This is a genomic window from Veillonella sp. AF13-2, assembly GCF_003603295.1.
Taxonomy (GTDB): domain Bacteria; phylum Bacillota; class Negativicutes; order Veillonellales; family Veillonellaceae; genus Veillonella; species Veillonella parvula_E.
In genome coordinates this window covers 246,942-267,522 of record NZ_QTMT01000003.1, presented here as the reverse complement: position 1 = coordinate 267,522, position 20,581 = coordinate 246,942, and the positions used below count along the sequence as shown (strand labels likewise).

18 protein-coding genes are annotated in these 20,581 nt (G+C 38.0%); 7 read left to right on the top strand and 11 right to left on the bottom strand.

Annotated features, from left to right (window positions below; all coding sequences use genetic code 11):
- Nucleotides 1-122 precede the first annotated feature (122 nt).
- On the top strand, nt 123-1,007 hold the full coding sequence (locus tag DWV85_RS07065; protein WP_123138413.1) for a QueG-associated DUF1730 domain-containing protein: 885 nt from the start codon (nt 123-125) through the stop codon (nt 1,005-1,007).
- Between the two features lie 147 nt (nt 1,008-1,154).
- Here DWV85_RS07065 and yfbR read toward each other — a convergent pair whose 3' ends face one another.
- The 3 genes from yfbR to DWV85_RS07050 are packed head-to-tail and all read right to left on the bottom strand — an operon-like array spanning nt 1,155 to nt 3,583.
- Nucleotides 1,155-1,745, bottom strand: a complete 591-nt coding sequence (gene yfbR / locus DWV85_RS07060) for a 5'-deoxynucleotidase (protein ID WP_123138412.1) — start codon at nt 1,743-1,745, stop codon at nt 1,155-1,157.
- Nucleotides 1,746-1,770: 25 nt separating this feature from the next.
- Complete coding sequence (locus DWV85_RS07055; protein ID WP_123138411.1) at nt 1,771-2,628, bottom strand: D-alanyl-D-alanine carboxypeptidase family protein; 858 nt, start codon at nt 2,626-2,628, stop codon at nt 1,771-1,773.
- A 25-nt stretch (nt 2,629-2,653) separates the two neighbouring features.
- Nucleotides 2,654-3,583 carry a mechanosensitive ion channel family protein gene (locus DWV85_RS07050; RefSeq protein WP_008602951.1) on the bottom strand — a complete coding sequence of 310 codons (930 nt, stop codon included), beginning with the start codon at nt 3,581-3,583 and terminating at the stop codon, nt 2,654-2,656.
- 175 nt (nt 3,584-3,758) lie between these two features.
- On the opposite strand from DWV85_RS07050, the gene DWV85_RS07045 reads away from it, so the two are divergent.
- Complete coding sequence (locus DWV85_RS07045; RefSeq protein ID WP_004697710.1) at nt 3,759-4,535, top strand: adenosylcobinamide amidohydrolase; 777 nt, start codon at nt 3,759-3,761, stop codon at nt 4,533-4,535.
- A 275-nt stretch (nt 4,536-4,810) separates the two neighbouring features.
- Here the strand turns inward: DWV85_RS07045 and DWV85_RS07040 are convergent, their stop codons facing one another.
- Genes DWV85_RS07040 through DWV85_RS07030 form a run of 3 tightly spaced genes read right to left on the bottom strand, consistent with a single transcriptional unit; the run spans nt 4,811 to nt 8,054 of the window.
- On the bottom strand, nt 4,811-5,788 hold the full coding sequence (locus DWV85_RS07040; protein ID WP_123138410.1) for an asparaginase: 978 nt from the start codon (nt 5,786-5,788) through the stop codon (nt 4,811-4,813).
- A gap of 38 nt (nt 5,789-5,826) precedes the next feature.
- Complete coding sequence (gene nadE / locus DWV85_RS07035; protein ID WP_123138409.1) at nt 5,827-6,594, bottom strand: NAD(+) synthase; 768 nt, start codon at nt 6,592-6,594, stop codon at nt 5,827-5,829.
- A gap of 8 nt (nt 6,595-6,602) precedes the next feature.
- On the bottom strand, nt 6,603-8,054 hold the full coding sequence (locus DWV85_RS07030; protein ID WP_118091037.1) for a nicotinate phosphoribosyltransferase: 1,452 nt from the start codon (nt 8,052-8,054) through the stop codon (nt 6,603-6,605).
- Between the two features lie 301 nt (nt 8,055-8,355).
- Between DWV85_RS07030 and DWV85_RS07025 the strand changes: the two genes are divergently transcribed.
- The 4 genes from DWV85_RS07025 to DWV85_RS07010 all read left to right on the top strand — a co-directional run bounded on the left by DWV85_RS07025 (nt 8,356) and on the right by DWV85_RS07010 (nt 13,453).
- Nucleotides 8,356-9,804: an aminoacyl-histidine dipeptidase gene (locus tag DWV85_RS07025; protein WP_118091038.1), complete on the top strand. Its 1,449-nt coding sequence runs from the start codon at nt 8,356-8,358 to the stop codon at nt 9,802-9,804.
- Nucleotides 9,805-10,228: 424 nt separating this feature from the next.
- A complete protein-coding gene (locus DWV85_RS07020) occupies nt 10,229-11,098 on the top strand; it encodes a GTP-binding protein (RefSeq protein WP_008602960.1) in 870 nt (289 codons plus the stop codon).
- Complete coding sequence (locus DWV85_RS07015) at nt 11,095-12,630, top strand: permease (RefSeq protein WP_123138408.1); 1,536 nt, start codon at nt 11,095-11,097, stop codon at nt 12,628-12,630. Before DWV85_RS07020 ends, DWV85_RS07015 begins: the two co-directional genes overlap by 4 nt.
- A 58-nt stretch (nt 12,631-12,688) precedes the next feature.
- Nucleotides 12,689-13,453, top strand: a complete 765-nt coding sequence (locus DWV85_RS07010; RefSeq protein ID WP_008715346.1) for a TIGR03943 family protein — start codon at nt 12,689-12,691, stop codon at nt 13,451-13,453.
- Nucleotides 13,454-13,621: 168 nt separating this feature from the next.
- On the opposite strand, the gene DWV85_RS07005 is transcribed toward DWV85_RS07010, so the two are convergent.
- Nucleotides 13,622-14,188, bottom strand: a complete 567-nt coding sequence (locus tag DWV85_RS07005; RefSeq protein ID WP_008602966.1) for a biotin transporter BioY — start codon at nt 14,186-14,188, stop codon at nt 13,622-13,624.
- Between the two features lie 394 nt (nt 14,189-14,582).
- Here DWV85_RS07005 and DWV85_RS07000 point away from each other — a divergent pair, with 394 nt between their 5' ends.
- Complete coding sequence (locus DWV85_RS07000) at nt 14,583-15,170, top strand: PepSY domain-containing protein (RefSeq protein WP_008602968.1); 588 nt, start codon at nt 14,583-14,585, stop codon at nt 15,168-15,170.
- A 482-nt stretch (nt 15,171-15,652) separates the two neighbouring features.
- On the opposite strand, the gene DWV85_RS06995 is transcribed toward DWV85_RS07000, so the two are convergent.
- From DWV85_RS06995 to DWV85_RS06980, 4 genes are all read right to left on the bottom strand, one after another.
- Nucleotides 15,653-16,924 (bottom strand): O-acetylhomoserine aminocarboxypropyltransferase/cysteine synthase family protein, encoded by a 1,272-nt coding sequence (locus DWV85_RS06995; RefSeq protein ID WP_123138407.1) that lies wholly within the window; start codon nt 16,922-16,924, stop codon nt 15,653-15,655.
- 289 nt (nt 16,925-17,213) lie between these two features.
- Nucleotides 17,214-18,173 carry a homoserine O-succinyltransferase gene (gene metA, locus DWV85_RS06990; protein ID WP_004697897.1) on the bottom strand — a complete coding sequence of 320 codons (960 nt, stop codon included), beginning with the start codon at nt 18,171-18,173 and terminating at the stop codon, nt 17,214-17,216.
- Between the two features lie 43 nt (nt 18,174-18,216).
- The gene (locus DWV85_RS06985; protein WP_123138406.1) at nt 18,217-19,401 is read right to left on the bottom strand and encodes a MalY/PatB family protein; all 1,185 of its coding nucleotides are present in this window, start codon (nt 19,399-19,401) and stop codon (nt 18,217-18,219) included.
- 10 nt (nt 19,402-19,411) lie between these two features.
- The gene (locus DWV85_RS06980) at nt 19,412-20,545 is read right to left on the bottom strand and encodes a PLP-dependent aspartate aminotransferase family protein (RefSeq protein WP_038125772.1); all 1,134 of its coding nucleotides are present in this window, start codon (nt 20,543-20,545) and stop codon (nt 19,412-19,414) included.
- Between the last annotated feature and the right edge of the window lie 36 nt (nt 20,546-20,581).

Here is a 20,581-nt window from a genome sequence, read left to right as displayed (position 1 = left end):
AGAATTACGGTGCTAACTATAAAAATACAGTTCTCACCAAACTACAAACTTAACAAAAAACTATAGAATCTCGTGCATTTCTTATACTTTTATTTTACCAATTATTTACCACTAAATCTACGATGAAAGATATAAATTTACAGGAAATTTGCAAAGAATTACATATTTATGAATTTGGAATTGCCTCATGGCCACTACCTGAACAGGCCAAAACTATTTTATTTGAAAGCAACCCCTGCCCCTTCACTACGGCAGATGTGGAGGCAAGACTACTAGGAACGACTCAGTTTATGCCCAAAAGTGCCATCGTTTGTCTATTCCCGTACCATGTACAACACAAAGGCCATGCCAATCTATCTCGCTATACATGGTCAACAGATTATCACCTGGTCATTAATGAATATTTAGAACGTCTTATTGAAAGATTACAAATAATTGATGACTCGGCTCAGTTCTCCATTCATTGCGACACCTCTCCTTTAGCAGATCGGTACATGGCCTACTTAGCAGGCCTTGGCTTTTACGGAAAGAACAACTGTTTTATCAGCCCTAAATGGGGTTCTTATGTCGTTATTGGTACGATTTTAACAACACTAGAACTCAAACCAAATACCCCTCTTGAGCAGTCCTGTATAGGATGCAATCGTTGTATTACAGCATGCTTAGGCCAATGTTTGGGCCATGACGAATTTAAATTCGCGACTTGTAAAAGCTACTTAACTCAGAAAAAAGGAGAACTTACCAATGAAGAGGAACAGATTCTCGCTAAAACACCACTCGTATTTGGTTGTGATGTGTGCCAAGAGGTGTGTCCTCACAACAAAGATATTCCAACTACGCCCATCCCAGAATTCCAACAGATAGAACCGTATATCAATATAGACGAACTAGAAACACTAACGAACAAAGAATTCAAAGCAAAATACGGTCATCGAGCCTTCTCGTGGCGAGGTAAAAAAATACTAATGAGAAATCAAGAGATTATAGATAGAAAAAATAAACTATAATTATTACACGATATGCTGCTAATGGTCACACAAAGAGATTGTCATTAATACTCACATGAGCAAACTGTTACTAATAGGCACATAAGTAGAAGAATCTATAATTACATAAAACTAAAAAAGACGACCTCTGGTCGTCTCTTTTAGTAGTTATTTAATTTCGTAATAGTTCAACTCATCCAAGCTTTTACCAAGAGCAGGGATATATATTTCAAGAAACATATCTACCTCAGGCATATTTAGCGTTTTCAACTTGGCTAAAATAGAGTCATGTGCCTCTTTAAACTCATCATTTCCTGCCTTGAGCTCTTTGACGCATTTCATATAGGCGGAAATTGTATCGGCAGCCTTAACGATAGGCCATTCTGGACTAGCCTCTGCATCAACAAGTATAGGCTTATAAACAGATTGTAACCGATCTGGCAAGGTTGATAGCATTTTTTCTTGCGCCAAAGTTTCAACCTCACCATACAGTTCACGCAACTTTGGATCAAAATACTTGATTGGTGTCGGCATATCTCCTGTAAAGATTTCACTCACCTCATGATACATGGCGATGACAGCTACCTTATTAATATCTACATTTCCACCGAAGTATTCATTTTTTATAGCTCCCAAATTGTGGGCTACCATAGCCACTTCAAGGCTATGTTCTTGAATATTTTCTATTTCCGTATTTCGCATGAGGCTCCATCGATTGATAAAGCGCATGCGTTTTAAAAATGCAAAAAATGAACTCATATGTCCCCCATTACACAACAGGTCCTTAAATTACCCCACGGAGTTTAAAGCCATAATCAAGGAATTGCACCGCTTCATCCCAACGGTTATCATCGTTTAACATGACTACAATCATAGTATGGCCCTTACGTGTGGCAGACGCAATCAAACATTCTCCTGCTGCATTTGTAAAACCTGTTTTCAAGCCATTTGCACCAGGATATTTGTTGCGAATGAAGTGGTTTGTAGTACGAATTGTTTCTGGTGCACGGTTTTGGTACGGCACCTTATAGTAATCATTGGCAACTTTGTCACGGAACATTTGGTATTTCATGCCATATGCGGCAATCATCGCTAAATCACGAGCCGTAGAATGGTGACCCTTTTGTGTTAATCCATGAGGATTCAAGAACACACTATTCTTTGCCCCCGCTTTTGCAGCAATGCGAGTCATATCCTTAGCAAATTTATCCACAGAACCACTTACATTTTCGGCTACTACAACGGCCGCATCATTACCACTAGCAACCATCATACCTTCAAGAACACCTTCCAATGTAATCTGATCGCCTACGCGAACCCCAAGGTTTGATTCTTCCATGCTCGTTGCATAGCTACTTATAGTAGCTAATTCATCAAGCTGTGTGCCCTTTAATTCTAAGGCAGTTAACAAGGTGACCATTTTTGTAGTACTAGCTGGATGCATCCACTTATCTGGGTTCTTTGCAAATAAAATTTCTTTTGTATCTGCATCAATTAGGACTACGGCCTTACCAACAGTAGAAGGAGGTGTAATGTATGCAGCTTGAGCAACACTAGCACCTATAAATATGATTCCTATAAAAGTTATGGCCAATACCAATTTCTTATAAAACATATGAATATTCGTCGTTAAAAGTGTCATCACTCTCGTTCTACCTTCCAGTATCTTAACTTTCAAGACTATCATCTAGTGCTACATTTGTAGTAGTTGCTTTCTTTTTTGTCCCTTTAATTTCACCTGTCGATGTATCTACATTTTGAATATATACTACACGTTGAGGATATGGAATATCGATACCATATTTATCAAAGGCATCTTTTACATCAGACATGATGCTATATTGAACATCGAGAAAATCATTCGACTTAACACGAGCATAAGCAGCAATTCGTACAGAATTATCTCCAAATTCAGAAATACCTATTTCCATATTCTTCGGATTAAGGACACGTTTATCTGCTGCAAAAATATTTTTTAAGATTTTTATTGCCTCATGATGATCATTATTATAACCAATGTCAAACGTAAATGGGATAACCCGTTCTGTAGTATAAACAATGTTAGTTACAGCTTGTGATGTAAGAAGAGAGTTAGGTATGTATACATTCTTTTGATCTTTTGTAGTAATAACTGTATACATAAATTGGATTGATTTAACACTGCCGACTACATCACCCACCTGAATAACGTGACCCGCTCTAAAAGGTTTGAAGATAAGAATTAATAAACCAGATGCTAAGTTAGAAAGGTTATTCTGTAAGGCGAGACCAATACCTAAACCAAAAGCACCAAAAGCAGCTATAAAGGATGTTGTAGGAATACCGATTTGGTTTAAGCAAATCAATACTAACCCTACTAGCAAGGCATAATTAATAATTTGAGTGATAAAGCTCATTGCTGCTGAGTCATAGGAAGCTTTTGTCATAATGCGCACTGCAAAAGCTTTTACCCATTTAATAGCATATCGCCCTATCCAAAATAAAATTAGTGCTAATAAGATATTTCCAGCTTGTGCAAAAAACCAGTCCCTTATTTGAATTAATATATTAGCGTCTTTAAAAAGAAATTCAGAAACAGCACTTAAGAAATTAGCCATAGTAACCATCCATAATATAAATCTATACAATCACAAATATCTATCACAACATAATAGCAATATAATAACGGTAAATATATATGCTATAATTTTACATATGCATTTGCAATACGATAATAAAGATATTATATCGTTATATTCCATATATAACAATCATAAAACTAGGGAGACTTACATGTTCAAAAATCTATACGAAGCACCCCAAGAGCTCGCTACTGGAGGCTATGTAACTAGAGAGTTACACTCCGTTACGGTACACTTTGACGATATCCACTATTCTCTTTCGAGCGGACAATTAAATGGTGGCTATCACCATACGCTAGCGGTACGCAACCAACAGCTAACATATCAAATCGAAACAGAAAAAGATTTACCCGGTGGCTCTGTAGCCGATTATTTGGCTCAAGAATTTGAACATATTGATACTCCTGTTCATTTTAGTACAGCACTTCTCACGTCTGCCACAATGCATCTACACGCCTATGCCAAAGTTGAAGAACATGATACTATTGTGGAAACTATCGTGACTGCAGGCTATGAAAAAACGGCACATCGCGCAGGTACAGGCTATTGTTACGAAGAGCGTGATGGAGACTTCATAGTGCCAGGCACAATCAATATCCTCGTATTTACAAATAAAGCTTTAACAGATAGCGCTATGGTAAAAGCTGTTATGACAATTACCGAAGCAAAAACCGCAGCCCTTCAAGATTGGAATGTTGAAAGCGTACGCCTCCATCCGTTTATTAATGAAGATATTCCTGATGCAATTACAAAAGAACGAAAAACATCTGCCACAGGTACCTCTACAGATGGTATCATTCTCACCATTGATACAAATGGAGATATCTTAACAGATGCTGGTTCCTTTTCACTATTTGGAGACACCTTAGCCAAGGCCGTCTATGTAGGCGTACAAAGAGCACTAGAAAATGCTATCGGCGCTGAATAATCCTATTTTGTAATATACAAAAATATCTAGAATGATACCCCAAAAATTATTATTCAATACCCCACTCATATATGAAAAATATAATACAAATGAAAAACCGCACATCCTAGGCGATCGGAATGTGCGGTTTATTGCATATAAAACTGTTACATATAGTATAATTTTTGAAAATGAATATCAAATTAAAATTTGAGATATTTTCTCAAATTTTTCAAATTAATTATTAGATTCAAAGAATTATTATGTTTCATATGTTCCATGAGTATTATGTGCCTTTAATATTCATGGAAGAATTGTTGTAACTTTTTAAGATTTTTAGTTTTTGTAAGCCCTAGCATCAATAAAATACGCGCTTTTTGTGGACTTAAAGTATCACATACTAGATAGTTTGCCAGTGCATCTTGTGGCACTGCAGATACCATACCACTACCGGTACGAGAAGCACGTACCGTTGGAAACTTTGTATTCTGTGTGATTTGACGTACGTTTTGTGGGATTGTACCATGACCAAGACCTGTTAAAATTAAACCGTCAGGATTTGTAGCAACTACACTCATAGGCACCATATCATCCATACCACCATAGCAGGTCATTATAACTACACGAGGTAACTCAGACAATTTACTCACATCAAATACAGAGTCTTGAGTATGACGTCGAGTAGACACTTTATAATAGTGGGCAACACCATCTTGTACAATACCAAGATGCCCCACTAATGGACTATCAAAAGTCGCTACATTAGTAGTGTTGCATTTAGATACATCCCTTGCCCCATCAATGTAGCCATTTAATACGACTATCACACCTTTACCTACAGACGATGGTGTTCTCGCTACTTGGATAGCTTGCAATAAATTAATTGGCCCGTCTGCACTAATAGCACCTGCGGGTCTCATAGATCCAGTAATAACAATTGGCTTGTCTGTATGAACTGTCAGATTCAGAAAATATGCCGTCTCCTCCATGCTATCTGTGCCATGAGTAATAACAACACCACCGATATCATCTCGATTAACCAATTTTTGCACCAACTTAGAAAGTTCTAACCAGTGATTTACGGTAATATCGGAGCTTTCAATATTACTAAACTGAGTATATGTATAAGGACCATACGGTTTTGTACCAGGTACGGAGGCTAAGATTTTGTCAAGTCCTAACACCCCTGCCGTATAGCCTGTTAAATCAGTATTTGAAGTACCTTTTCCTGCAATAGTTCCTCCAGTACCAATCAAAGCGATTTTTGTCTCCATATTACCTCCACTATAAATCAAGATTTTCACCCTATCAATTAAAGGTTTGGGTCAAATGACGGCATCAACTCTAATTTATGTTTATTAATTCGATTCAGATAGTCGATTCGCTCTTTTGTTGGCTGATCTTCAATTTCACCAGTTCTGATATAACGATCCAGTATAGCATAGGTAAATCCCAATTTATCCTCATCGGACTGACCACTAAGACCATCACTTGGCACCTTATCAACTAGGTGCAATGGAATATCAAGAAGTTTTCCTATTTGACGAACTTCTTCTACTACGAGTTGTGCGAGAGGGCTAAAATCACCTGCACTATCTCCGTATTTTGTAGAGTATCCTACGTAGTCTTCAGATCCATTACAAGTATTTGCTACACGAGCACCATTTGGTAAATTTTGTCCTACTGCATAGAGAGTTGCCATCCGGAGACGAGGCGGGGTATTAATGGCAGCATCTTTAGATAAATCGGTTCTCCCCGTTACAACATCATACCCCTTAGCCTGAACGATAGCATGAGTTAGCGCCTCATAGGCAGCACCAATATTGACCGTCATGTGCGGAATTCCTAAATGATTTACCACTGCCTGAGCATCATCAATATCCGATTGCACTCCATTTGGCATAAGAACACCAACTACGCGATCTGCACCGAGAGCTTCTTTGCAAAGAGCTGCCACGATAGTCGAGTCCTTACCACCTGAAATACCAACTACAGCACTACAGTTAGGACCATTTTTACCAAAATAATCTCGAATCCATTGAATGAGGGCATCCTTTGTAGCTTGTGGATTTTCTAACATAGGCCCTCCTACTTTTTCCGATAAATACGGTTCAATAAATCCATCTTCAATTGATAGTAGCTAGGACTCATATCAAGGTAGTGACGATGTGGATTTTCAAAGCGTTGCTCTTCAGGCCAAATTTCATTAGCTAATTGATCTTGCACATATGCTCGAATTTCCTCTAGTGTTGGTAAGTCCACAACTAATTTACCATCCTTGATAATAAGCTGCTTCATCTCTTTAAAAGTACAATTTTCAAAATATAATTCACGCCAAGGTTGCTCAGGATCGATATAACGATATGGTTCCTCTGTATCAGGTACCTCTCTCAACAATGTTAATAGATCTGCAATCGCACGACCTTTATCATTATAAACACGATATACCTTTTTAAGACCTGGATTAGTAATTTTTTCTACACTTTCAGAAATCTTGATACGAGGTTCCCACATACCATCTTTCTCGATGCTAGCAATTTTATATACCGCACCAAATACGGGGTCACTCTTAGAGGTAATGAGGCGTTCCCCTACACCAAAAATATCAATAGGGCCACCTTGTATGAGCAAAGATGTGATTGTATACTCATCTAGACTATTAGATGCCATAATTTTACAATCTTCTAAGCCTGCATCATCTAGCATGCGCCGCGCTTTTTTCGCCAAATACGCAAGGTCACCAGAATCTAGGCGAATTCCTTTTAAGCGTTTCCCCATTGGCTCTAATACATCCTTTGCTACCTTAATAGCATTGGGCACGCCAGAGTTTAACACATCATAAGTATCAACAAGGAATACTGCATTATCTGGATACACTTCAGCATAGGCTTTGAAAGCATCGTATTCAGAGCCATAGTACATGACCCAACTATGCGCCATAGTACCGCTGACAGGAATGCCAAATTGTTGCCCTGCTAAAACGGTTGCAGTGGACTGAACACCACCAATATAAGCGGCTCTTGCACCGTATACGGCTGCGTCTACATTATGTGCACGACGAGCACCAAAGTCAGCCACAATACGCCCATCCGCAGCGCGAACGATGCGATTAGCTTTTGTGGCGATAAGAGATTGATGGTTCATCATAGTAAGCACTGCAGTTTCTACGATTTGTGCATCTATGAGAGGCGCCACAATTGTAATTACAGGTTCATTAGGATAGATGATAGAACCTTCTGGGAAGGCATATACATCACCGGTGAAAGAGAAATCTTTTAGATATGCTAAAAATTCTTCACTAAAAATACCCTGACTCCGTAAATAAGAGATATCACTTTCATCAAAGTGTAAATTTAAAATGTACTCAACGATTTGTTCGAGACCACCAAAAATAGCAAAACCGCCCTTGTCTGGATTACGTCTAAAGAAAACATCAAATGCGACGCGATCCACATTTTTTAATTTTGTAAAGTAGCCATGTGCCATAGTCATCTCATAAAAATCCATAAGCATGCTAATATTGCGGCTTTCATGTTGCATTGGTTCACCAACCTTCTAAGATCTATAGAAATTTAGTTAATTGTTATTCGTTATTCGTATACCCTCATTATACAATATTATTCCTATATAGCTAGCACCTAGCATAAGCTATCCTAATAATCTTTATTGTGATATAACTATATATATACAATAATAATTTATATAGTTCGTATGTATGAAAGGACCTAGTCTAGACTGTAAAACAAGCGACCATTACGCTATAATATTTTATTTTATATTGTTTTAAAAGCTTTCAATAATACATATATGTCTATTTTACATGAGAATGAAAGGTACCATTATGGAAACAATCGTTCAAGCAAAACGCGTATTAGAAATTTTTAAAGAAATGAGCCAAATTCCTCGTGAGTCCGGCAATGAAAAAGGCATCAGCGATTACATCGTGAACTTTGCTAAAAATTTAGGTCTTGAAGTTCATCAAGACGAAATCTTTAATGTAGTTATCAAAAAAGCTGCATCTCCAGGTTATGAAAACCGTCCATCCATCATTTTACAAGGTCATATTGATATGGTTTGTGTTAAAGACCATGACTCTAACCACGACTTCTCTAAAGATCCAATCGCTAATATCATCGAAGGCGAATGGATGCACGCAGACCATACAACATTAGGTGCCGATAATGGCATGGGTGCTGCTATGATGCTTGCTCTCCTTGAAGATGAAAGCCAACAACATGGACCAATGCAATTATTATTCACTACCAACGAAGAAACTGGTATGGATGGTGCCTTTGCCATTAAAGAAGGTCAAGTAACTGGTGACTACTTACTCAACCTAGATACAGAAGTAGAACATGACTTCACCGTTAGTTGTGCTGGCGGTTGCCACGTACATGTAAAAATTCCATTGTTACGCGATAACAATCAACCAGGCTATGATGCGGGCTTATCCATTACAGTAACCGGTCTTAAAGGGGGGCACTCCGGCATCGAAATCAACGAGCAACGAGCTAATGCAAACCAAGTACTAACCCGTGTACTCTATGATATTCAACAACAATATCCTATTAGCTTAGCGTCTTTCGAAGGTGGCGTAAAACATAATGCAATCCCGTCTAAGGCAGTAGCTGTACTATCCGTACGCTCTGAAGATGTGGCAGCCATTAAAACATTGCTCGCATACCAAGAAAAACAATACCAACACGAATATAGCGTACAGGATCCAGGCCTTACATTTGTAGTTGAAGATGTTCCTACTCCTGAAATAGTATATGCAGAAGACACAACAGAAGCACTTATTACATATATCTATCTTGCACAAGATGGGGTTCATTCTGTAAGTAAGTCTATCCCAAACCTTGTAGAAACATCTAATAATATTGCTATCGTACGTGAAAATCAACATACCATTGAAATACTCATTTCTATTCGTAGTTCCAATAGCAATAGTCTTGAATTCTTAACGAAAAAAATGATGCTTCTTGCAAAAGCACTTGGCGTAGCTGCAGAGCGTACAGGTGGATATCCAGCATGGGAATACGACAAAGGCTCAAAATTGGAAGAACAAGCGATTTCCTTGCATAACGAAATGTTCGATACACCAGCTAATGTAAATGCTATTCACGCAGGTCTCGAATGTGGTTTGTTAAAAGGCGTATTGCCAAATACACAAATGATTAGCTTTGGGCCTACTATCGTAAGTCCTCATACACCATCAGAACGCGTTCATTTACCTTCTGTTGAAAATGTATATGTGTACCTCAAAGCATTATTAGCAAAATTACAATAAAATAAATAATTACTATATTTTTGATGTATAATTTGTTATACTATAAGCAAATAACACATCAAGTTACGAGACCCATGTAATAGTGACTCTCCAACCCTCCTACAAGTAATTCAGCCATCTCTCCAACTGAATTATCTTGTAGGAGGGATTTTTTTCATAAAAATTTTTCAACTACATAAATAAATATTTATTCATACAGGAGTATTCTTTCATATATGAACAACATGGAATGCATCGTTTTATTTATAAATAATTATGAATATCAACTACATGTGCCAGTATACTCATATATAGTATATAATCTATAAATTTCAGAGAAGGCTGTTAAACTCTGATAAACTTGCTAGTTTCCATATACCCCATAGAGTATTTTCTGTGTTATCCTATAGGTGTATACTGTGTTTACATTACGCAGGAGGTATATATGATTCCAATAGTTATCATATCCGGATTTCTAGGTTCTGGAAAAACAACATTCTTACAACATATACTAAAAGAACATACATCGAAAGATAAAATTCTTATTATAGAAAACGATTTTGGTGAAACTAGCCTCGATGCTGCTAATCTTGCAAAAACAGGGGCCACAGTCCGTGAAGTAACATCTGGCTGTATTTGCTGTAGCTTACAAGGAAATTTCCAACAAGCACTACTTGATATTCTGCAAAATTACAAAATCGATATGATCTACATCGAGCCATCAGGTGTTAGCAAGCTCAGTGAAATCATCCATACTTGTAACGACGAGGACATTGCAAAATCTGCTTACATTCACGCATCAATAACGACTGTCGATGCTATGCAAGCACCAATGTTTATCAAAAATTTTGGTCTTTTCTTCAAGGATCAAATCACTCATAGTGATGCGATTTTTTTGAGCCATACAGAAGATATTCAACAGACAAGCATTACAAAACGTATGATTCGCGACCTCGCGCCACATACACCAATTCATGAAGAAGCATGGGATACCATTGGTTTGCGTGATTACATCAAGCGCCTGTATCATTGTCATGATGATCACTGCTTACACGATGAACATTTATTTATGAGTCATACCTTTAAGGATTTGCGCACCCTTAGTCTTGCACAATGGAAAACCATTTTAGAAGGCATGCCTGATACAGTGCTTCGTGCCAAAGGGATTGTACCAACCACGGAAGGTCCTCACGAACTCCAATACGGCACTCATTACTGTTCGCTTTCACCTAGTGAAACTAATGACTATAGTTTAGTCGTTATCGGCACAGATTTTAATGTACCAATGGTACATAACGAAGTGTGTCAATCATGATACCAGTTTATATCGTTACAGGGTTTATTGGATCCGGTAAAAGCACGTTCATAAACGAACAATTACAATACCGTAAAAAGCTAGGCGGTACCGCAATAATCAGCGCCGAAGAAGGCAGTGAACCTCTCATCAAAGAGCCCTTACAACTCAATGCGGATGAACTCAGTGCCATTGTTCCTAGCGATATCAAGTCTTACGAATTGATAGCCTGTAAAATCGGGGATTATTTAAAACGACTACAGCCAAAAGAGCTATGGATTGAGTGGAATGGCATGGTAAGCTTTCATCAACTAGAAGCCTTACTATATAGCGATATATTAAGCCACCTATTACAAGTAGAAAAGGTATTGTATATTTGTACCGATCAATTTGTTTCAACCATACTCCCTGGTTTAGGTAATGATGTAATGAGTCAATTGTATAGTGCAGATTGTATTATCACAGAATCCAATACACATCACGCTTTACTACGTACCTACAACGGAGAGGCTAAAATTATAACAGCTCCTACACCAGAAAAAGTAGAACAACTGTGCCGGAATTCCACATGGGGACTCATTCCTAATCTATTAGTTATTGGTATTACAACCTATATACTGTTGGTCACAGCTTTTCGCCATGACATCCCCTATTCCATTCACCAATGCTTCGCCATAATCACGGGCCTCATCATCGAGGCCATTCCATTCCTTTTATTAGGCACGGTAGGCTCAACGATTATTCGCTATTTCGTACCACAACGAGTATTACTAAAACTGTTAGGTGACCATTCTTTGAAAAGCTATGGGGCTGCTATGGTCAGTGGCTTTGCCTTGCCAATTTGTGACTGTGCCATCATCCCCTTATTCAAGGCGCTAATAGATCGAGGCATCCCTTTATCAGTAGCTCTTTTATTTATGCTCGCTAGCCCGATTATCAACCCTATCACCATTCTTTCTACATGGTATGCGTTTCCTGACAATCCCATGCTCTCCGTATGGCGTATCGTTTTAGGACTAGGTGTTGCCTTGTTAGTAGCCCTATCGTTCCGATTTTGGCCTCCAGCCACATCTATTTTGAAAGCAAGAACACCACAGAATCTTAGCTACGAAGAAATCGTTTTAGAAACAACTAAAACTAAACATATCGAAAAAAAAAGATTGTTAGTCCATATGGAACGAGAGTTTTCTCAACTCTTATTCTATTTTTCCATGGCGGCAACTGTACTATCTATAGTTCAAGTGTATGGCAAGCCTTGGCTTCTCAACGCAGGATTAACCTTGCCAGAATTTACAGCCATTCCAATTTTGCTGATGTTAGCATTCTTCTTTTCAGTCTGCTCTACATCAGATGCCATCATCGGTAAATCCTTGAGCACCTTATTTCCTATTAGCTCCGTAATGGGCTTTCTCATCTTAGGTCCGATGCTAGATATCAAAAACGTATATATATTAAAGCAATATATGCCTACCTCATTTATCATACGATTAAGCATAACGATTGCCGTTATGTCCTATATGGCAGCATTAGTATTCAAATTCTTTCTTAGCTAATTTACAAATTTTTATAATCATTATCTCAGTTCTTAATTAATTAAAAGGAGATGATTTCATGACATTAGGACTGAAAGATCGCTTTTCTATCGTGAAAGGTCTATTGTATCTCATCTTAGGTATCTGTTGTATTTACCTCATTGTGACAGGTCGTTATTTGAACTATATTGCACCGCGTTATGAACTTTTACTAGGTATTAGTGGCGTTGCCCTTATTTTAGGTGGTCTAGCGACGATTATTTGGGCACCGTCAAAATACTACAAGCATAACTGGAAATCTATCGTTCCGATTATTATTCCTATTATGTTGCTCATCGTTCCTCCCGTTCTTGTACCCTCAACAGGCGTTCATGGTGCCACTCGTGTAAACGATGATACTAACAATTTTGACTTTACAAACGATGCTATTGGAGAGGTTGTCACTGTTAACAGTGAAAGCAAAGAGCCAGGAATTTCCAAGGACAAAAAAGAAATCGTTTTGAACTCAGACAATTTCTATCAAACCATTGTAAAAGTTGGATCTAATGCTGATCAATATAAAGACTACACAGTTTATATGACAGGCTATGTGAACCGCGAAGATAATACATTAAAATCTAACGAATTTACTATTTCTCGTATGGCTATGGCTTGTTGTATTGCTGACGTTGCCCCTATTGGCATGACAGCCTATAAAACAGATGGTGATAGCTTACAAAATGAACAATGGGTATCGATTGAAGGAAAGGTTTCTACCCGAGACTTCCACGGTCGTAAACAACCATATGTAGAGATTACAAAAATCAAATCTGCAGAACCTATTTTAGGCTATGTATACCCTTAAGAATTACATAAAAAACGAGGCTTAACGCCTCGTTTTTAATAGGAATGATTCTGTTAAATAAAATAACGTATATTTCATAATTCAATGTCTATATGAATCTACAACAGATTGACGCCTTATAATAGTTATTCTAGTTATTCTAATTATAATAGTTATTAAAACGTCCTATTAGTGCTGTAATTCTTTAATAATTCTCTTGCCGAGAGATGCTGCTACAGCGCACAAGAAAATATCTGGGCCAACTGGGATTAGGAAGCAAGTAATAATGACAGCTTCCACACCAATCGGCTTACCTAAATACAGATTCATAATAAAGTATAGGTACACCATGCCAAGACCATATACAATAAATAGATTTAATATGGATCCGGCTAGCAAACGTTTAAACGATAGTGTATCCATTGTCTCTGCAATGCGTCCTACTGCATACGCACCAACCATAAAACCAATTAAATAACCAAAGGTAGGTTGCAAAATATAACTAGGACCACCACCAGATGTAAAAATAGGAACCCCAACAAGACCTAGTACAATATAAATGCCAACACTAGCGGCACCTAAACGACTACCTAAAACAATGCCCGCTAATGTAGTAAATAAGATTTGCAATGTAAACGGACAATTCGGTAATGGGACCCGTATAAAAGCACCAACCGCGATTAGCGCCACAAAGAGTGCTGTCATCGTTAACTGACGGGTGGTAATGCGAGTTTGTTTTGATACAGTAGAGCTCATGGTATACCTCCATTCATAACAGACCTAAGCAGGAATTTGTGCTATCAATGGAGAATAAAAGTCCAAGATAACACGGAAACAAACTACTAACTATCTAAATTAAAGCACTTGTATTTTTAATTGTCAACTATAGTGATTGACTTTTAGTTTACTATATAGTCTAATACTATATATACTATGTTTTTAGTACTTTTTAAATTTGACTATAGCTAATAGTTATTATCAATAGTTCATAATAACTAAAAGATATACTCATCTTCATACAAAAACTACTAAACTTCATTTATCTTTCATATAACAATATTAAATTATACGTAAGTAGATTGAGTAAAATCTACTTTCACAAAATCGTAACTAAACGAAAATTATAATTTGGTATCAGGAGGCATTGCTTATGAAAAATGTTAAGAAAGTATCCAAAGTACTATGTGCATTTGGCGTTAGTACAGTATTATTAGCAGGTGTAGTTGGTGCAGCTAGCAACCATGGTTACAACAACCATAGCAACTGGAACGGTGTTGGTAGCGTTGCTCCATCCGCACAAGCTAACTATTCTGTTGACTATATGGGCGCTGTTACAGTATTCCAACAACAATTCCCTGGCGCTACTGTAAAATCTATTTCCTATGATGCAAAACACAATCCTTACTATGAAGTAGAAGGTTATTATGGCAACCGTGAAGTAGAGCTTAAAGTAGACGAAGCATCTGGTCAAATCGTTGGTAAAGAAGTAAAAGGTTACTCCAAAGCTTCTAAAACAATTAACGTTCAAAACATCATCATTCCTGAAGTAGCTGAAACAAAAGCTATGGAAAAAGTTGGTTCTGATTTCCAAACTATGGATTGGACCGTTGAACGTGAAAACGGCAGAGTTGTATATGAATTCGATATGACAACTGGCGGCGGTAAAAATGCTGAAGTAAAAGTAGACGCTACATCCGGTAAAGTTATTAGCGCTAAAGTTAAAAACACAAAATACTAAGATTTTCATTTCATCAAGTGAAACCCTATCCTAACCCACTTAGATGACACACTACACATATAACACACATACTATACACACTGTATCCTTTGGATACACTCTCTAACACACTCTCAGAGAGCCCGTAACACTAACCACGGACTCCCTAAATCCTATCTCACACAATAGGAAAACGGTCTGTGCTCACACACCACAGACCAAACGTTACACACACTATACTCCCTTAAAGACCTTGGATCATTAAATCCAAGGTCTTTTTATGCCCATTCTATCAAGATTATATTACACCTACACAACATTTCATTCTTATAAAGACAACAACACACTAATAACGAAAAAGCCTCCCTGCGGGAGGCCTTTTGTATAAGTTTTATAGGTTTGATAGTTATGTGTTCTATTTCTTAAGCAAAGTTCAGCTTAAGGATGTCATTTGTAAGTTTTAAAGGTTTGATCTATAGTTTTCCAAACAAGAGGTACGAAAATTATGCTTTATCTAAAGCTTGTGCCAAGTCTTCGATGATATCATCGATATTTTCAAGGCCGATGGATACACGGATCATATCTGGTGTTACGCCAGCAGATTTTTGTTGTTCTTCGTTAAGTTGTGCATGTGTTGTGGATGCAGGATGGATAACAAGAGATTTAGCATCTGCTACGTTGGCAAGGTTGGAGAAGATTTCCAAGGAGTCAACAAGTTTAATACCTGCTTCTTTACCACCTTTTACACCGAATGTGAATACTGCACCAACACCTTTAGGGAAGTATTTATCAGCTAATGCTTTGTATTTGCTATCTTCTAATTCTGGATAGCTTACCCATGCTACCTTAGGATGTTTGCTCAAGAAATCTACTACTTTACGAGCATTTTCTACGTGACGTTCTACGCGCAAGGACAATGTTTCAATACCTTGTAAGATTTGCCATGCTGCAAGTGGAGTAATGCATGCACCAGTATCACGAAGTAATTGAGCACGAATTTTTACAGTGAATGGGATTGGCAAATTACCAAATACTAATCCATTGTAGTGTTCGTCACCTTCGGAGAAGCCAGGGTATTTACCAGAACCTTTATAGTCGAATTTACCAGATTCTACAACTACGCCAGCCAATGTTGTACCGTGACCACCAAGGTATTTAGTAGCAGAGTGTACAACTACGTCAGCACCATGTTCTAATGGACGGAATAAGTATGGAGATGCAAATGTATTGTCTACAATCAAGATGATATTGTGTTTATGTGCAATATCAGCTATGGCTTGTACATCGATAAGATTAATACCAGGGTTACCAATAGATTCGATATAAACGGCTTTAGTCTTTTCATCGATAGCTGCTTCAAATTCTTCCAAATGATCCGGATTTACGAATTTAGTTTGAATCCCCAAACGAGGCAATGTAGCAGTAAACAAATTATAAGTACCACCATACAATGTGGATGCAGCAACAATATTATCACCAGCATCTGCTACATTTAAAATAGAGTACGTAACCGCTGCAGAACCAGATGCTACTGCAATACCAGCAGCACCGCCTTCAAGTTCTGCCACTCGAGCATCTAATACATCTGTAGTAGGATTGCCAAGGCGAGAGTAAATACCACCAGGATTAGTCAATGCAAAACGACCTGCGGCTTCCTCAGCATCTTTAAATACGAAAGATGTAGTTTGATAAATCGGTACTGCACGAGAACCTGTTGGATCCACGGTATGACCAGCATGTAATTGTAATGTTTCAAATCTGTATTGTTTACTCATTATAATAACTCCTTTATATTAACTATATTTTAAGTTCGTTCTTTATGCCTAGTATAGTACTATGTTTTAAAAAATATGTCTACTATTTTTTATATTCTTTTCTCCATAACTTTAAACTATGGTGGACAAAGGAGGATAAAAGCTTTTACCAAAACCGCTAAAGCGAACTAAGTCATTTATGAGAAATAAAATCCCCTAATTACTTCCAAAGAACTAGCTCCCTTGAGAGATGTTAGAAGTAATTAGGGGTACATAGTACTATCAATAGATTAGAAATAAGTACTTACATTTAGATGTAAGCGCCTAAATTTTTATCCCGTTCAAATTTCATTTTTTGGATTTGTTCAATAATGTACGGTGTTTCTTGGTATACATAGTAGTTTAACCAGTTTGTAAATAAAAGTGTACTTACAGAGCGCCAGCGCACGATGGGACGTTGTTTCGGATCATTATCTGGGAAGTAGTTTTCAGGAACTGCAATATCCATACCTTTTTTGATATCCCGCACGTACTCACGGTTAAGTGTGTCCCAATCGTATTCGGCATGACCAAATACAAAGATATGTTTATTATCTAAGCTACGAACGATAGCAGCACCTGTTGGTTCAGACCCAGCCAAAAGTTCCAAGTCACGATTTTCCTTAATTTGTTGCAACGAAACTGTGGTGTGACGAGAATGTGGCATCCAAAACTTTTCATCAAATCCACGCATGAGTACTGGTCGATCATTATAAATATCATGTTCGTAAACACCGAATAATTTCTCATCCATAATAGATTTGTTAATACCAAAGTGATGATATAAACCAGCTTGAGCTCCCCAACATATATAGAAGGTCGAATATACATGTTCTTCGCCCCAGTTCATGATTTCTACGAGTTCAGACCAATAGTCTACCTCTTCAAAAGGCATTAACTCTACAGGAGCACCGGTAATAATCATACCATCAAAGAACTGGTCTTTTACCTCATCAAAGGTGCGGTAGAAGGTTTCTAAATATTGTTCATCTGTATTTTTAGCCTTACGAGATGCAGTATGTAACAATGTTAAATTAACTTGCAATGGGCTATTACTGAGAGCACGCAAAATTTGTGTCTCCGTCACTTCTTTAGTAGGCATCAAATTGACTAGCAAAATTTGCAAAGGTCGGATCTGTTGATTCTCCGCCCGTTCAGTATCCATAACGAAAATATTCTCTTGAGCTAATTTCGTAATGGCCGGTAAATTTTTTATTACTTTAATAGGCATAATGTCACCTCTACATATTCTACAATTTGATAACCTAATCTAATTAAAAGCCCTTAGCCTCATAGGCACGGCGCCAAGATTCGAGCCCTTCTTCTAATATTTTACGAGGACAAGCAACATTAATGCGTTCAAAGTCCTCCCCATCGATGCCAAACATAGAACCCGTATCGAGCCATAGCTTGGCATCATTGATGATCCATTCGTCTCGCTCTTTAGGGCTCAGCGACAATTGAGAGCAATCTAGCCACATGAGATATGTCCCTTCAGGACGATATACATGAATCTTTGGCATATATTTTGCTATATAGTCGATGGTAAATTGAATATTATCTTGAATATATTCTTTCAATTCATCAAGCCAAGGAGCCCCCACTTTGTAGGCTCCTTCACAGCCAACGATCCCCATCGTATTCAACTGGCTATAACCAGCACGATCTATTTCTTTGATAAAACGGCGGCGTAAGGAATCATTGGGAATGAAAATATTACTTACTTGTAAGCCTGCAATGTTGAAGGTCTTACTAGGTGCTGTACATACAACACAGTGTTCTGCATAGCTTTCACCAAGGTCCGCAAATACCTTGTGCGTATGCCCTTTCCATACAAAATCTGCATGAATTTCATCGCTCACGATGAGCACATTGTATTTAATACAAATATCGCCGAGGCGTTTTAACTCGTCTTCAGTCCACACGCGCCCTACTGGATTATGCGGATTACACAAGAGGAATAATGTAACATTTTCCTCAATGATTGCGCGCTCGATGCCTTCAAAATCGATAGTGTATTTTTCGTCGCCTTTGATGAGTGGCACATTGATAAGACGCCGATTGTTGTCATCAATAACCATGCTAAATGGGTAGTACACCGGTTGGTTGATGAGCACACCTTCCCCCTCCTTGGTGAAAGCTCGAACCGCCATCGCCAAAGCAAATACGATACCAGGCGTTTTAACAAGCCATTTTTGTTCTGGAGTCCAATTAAAACGTGTAGTAAACCAATTCTTTAACACATCGAAATACTCATCATCAGATTCGGTATAACCAAATACGCCATGGTTTACGCGGTCCAATAAAATTTGCTTTAATTCAGGGGGAATTTCAAAATCCATATCCGCTACCCAGAATGGTAACACATCAGCTGGTTTACCGCGCTTAACAGCAAAATCATATTTTAAAGATTTCGTGTGCGTTCTATCTAAAATTTGATCAAAGTTATATTGTCCCATAGGAACTCCTTTATTTATTAAAAGCTTGTTCCAAGTCTGCAATCAAGTCTTCTGTATCTTCAATCCCTACAGATAAACGCAACAAACGACGTGTAATACCTTTACGTTCTGCATCTTCAGGTTTTAAATCTGGATGTGTTTGCGTTACAGGATATGTCAACAAGGATTCTGTACCACCAAGACTTTCAGCGAATTGAATAAGCTTAATACCTTCTAATACTTGTTTAGCCGTTTCTTCGCTGTCTACTTCAAAGGATAGCATGCCTCCAAAGCCTGTTGTTTGAGCTTTATTGATTTCATAACCAGGATGTTCTGGAAGGCCTGGGAACAAAACTTTAGTTACTTTTGGTTGTTTTTTTAGCCATTCAGCAAGAGCAATGGCATTCTTTTGATGTTGCTCCATGCGTAGAGCCAATGTTTTTACACCGCGAATAACGAGCCAGCTATCCATAGCAGATAAACATGCACCTACGGTTTTATATGTTAAACGCAATTTTGCAGCGATTTCTTCGTCTTTTACAATAGTAAAACCAGAAATTACATCGTGATGACCACCGATGAATTTTGTACCACTATGAACAACAATATCGGCACCCAAGGTCAATGGTTTTTGGAAGTATGGGCTCAAGAAGGTATTGTCGATGATTACTAGCGCATTGCGTTCGTGAGCCAATGCACAAAGTGCACGAATATCGGTTATCTCCATCATAGGATTTGTTGGTGTTTCAATATATACAGCCTTTGTATTCGGTTTAAAAGCCGCTTTCACCGCATCAAGATCAGAAGTGCCTACATACGTAAACTCGATACCATTTTGCTCGTAAATATTCGTGAACATGCGGATAGAGCCACCATACAAATCATCACCCAAGATGATATGATCCCCAGGGGAGAATAGATGGAATACTGCGTCCACAGCTGCCATACCGGAGGAAAATGCCAATGCATCTGTACCTTCTTCAAGGCCAGCTATCAATTGTTCCAAACGGTCGCGCGTTGGATTAGACTCGCGCGAATATTGATAACCTGTTGTATCCCCCAACTTTGGATGGGAAAATGTACTAGACATATAGATTGCAGGGGAAATGGCACCAGTGCTATCTGGTTTGCCACTGCCGTGAACACATTTTGTATTAAATTTCATTCCTATCAACTCCTCATATTTGTATACAATATATTA

What these genes read in the sequence shown, in the direction of transcription:
- DWV85_RS07015 (WP_123138408.1), top strand. Translation starts at nt 11,095, where the DNA reads ATGATACCAGTTTATATCGTTACAGGGTTTATTGGATCCGGTAAAAGC.
- DWV85_RS07025 (WP_118091038.1), top strand. Translation starts at nt 8,356, where the DNA reads ATGGAAACAATCGTTCAAGCAAAACGCGTATTAGAAATTTTTAAAGAA.
- DWV85_RS07030 (WP_118091037.1), bottom strand. Translation starts at nt 8,054, where the DNA reads ATGCAACATGAAAGCCGCAATATTAGCATGCTTATGGATTTTTATGAG.
- DWV85_RS07050 (WP_008602951.1), bottom strand. Translation starts at nt 3,583, where the DNA reads ATGGCTAATTTCTTAAGTGCTGTTTCTGAATTTCTTTTTAAAGACGCT.
- DWV85_RS07020 (WP_008602960.1), top strand. Translation starts at nt 10,229, where the DNA reads ATGATTCCAATAGTTATCATATCCGGATTTCTAGGTTCTGGAAAAACA.
- metA (WP_004697897.1), bottom strand. Translation starts at nt 18,173, where the DNA reads ATGCCTATTAAAGTAATAAAAAATTTACCGGCCATTACGAAATTAGCT.
- DWV85_RS07065 (WP_123138413.1), top strand. Translation starts at nt 123, where the DNA reads ATGAAAGATATAAATTTACAGGAAATTTGCAAAGAATTACATATTTAT.
- DWV85_RS07040 (WP_123138410.1), bottom strand. Translation starts at nt 5,788, where the DNA reads ATGGAGACAAAAATCGCTTTGATTGGTACTGGAGGAACTATTGCAGGA.
- DWV85_RS07010 (WP_008715346.1), top strand. Translation starts at nt 12,689, where the DNA reads ATGACATTAGGACTGAAAGATCGCTTTTCTATCGTGAAAGGTCTATTG.
- nadE (WP_123138409.1), bottom strand. Translation starts at nt 6,594, where the DNA reads ATGTTAGAAAATCCACAAGCTACAAAGGATGCCCTCATTCAATGGATT.
- DWV85_RS06985 (WP_123138406.1), bottom strand. Translation starts at nt 19,401, where the DNA reads ATGGGACAATATAACTTTGATCAAATTTTAGATAGAACGCACACGAAA.
- DWV85_RS07005 (WP_008602966.1), bottom strand. Translation starts at nt 14,188, where the DNA reads ATGAGCTCTACTGTATCAAAACAAACTCGCATTACCACCCGTCAGTTA.
- DWV85_RS06995 (WP_123138407.1), bottom strand. Translation starts at nt 16,924, where the DNA reads ATGAGTAAACAATACAGATTTGAAACATTACAATTACATGCTGGTCAT.
- DWV85_RS06980 (WP_038125772.1), bottom strand. Translation starts at nt 20,545, where the DNA reads ATGAAATTTAATACAAAATGTGTTCACGGCAGTGGCAAACCAGATAGC.
- DWV85_RS07055 (WP_123138411.1), bottom strand. Translation starts at nt 2,628, where the DNA reads ATGACACTTTTAACGACGAATATTCATATGTTTTATAAGAAATTGGTA.
- yfbR (WP_123138412.1), bottom strand. Translation starts at nt 1,745, where the DNA reads ATGAGTTCATTTTTTGCATTTTTAAAACGCATGCGCTTTATCAATCGA.
- DWV85_RS07000 (WP_008602968.1), top strand. Translation starts at nt 14,583, where the DNA reads ATGAAAAATGTTAAGAAAGTATCCAAAGTACTATGTGCATTTGGCGTT.
- DWV85_RS07045 (WP_004697710.1), top strand. Translation starts at nt 3,759, where the DNA reads ATGTTCAAAAATCTATACGAAGCACCCCAAGAGCTCGCTACTGGAGGC.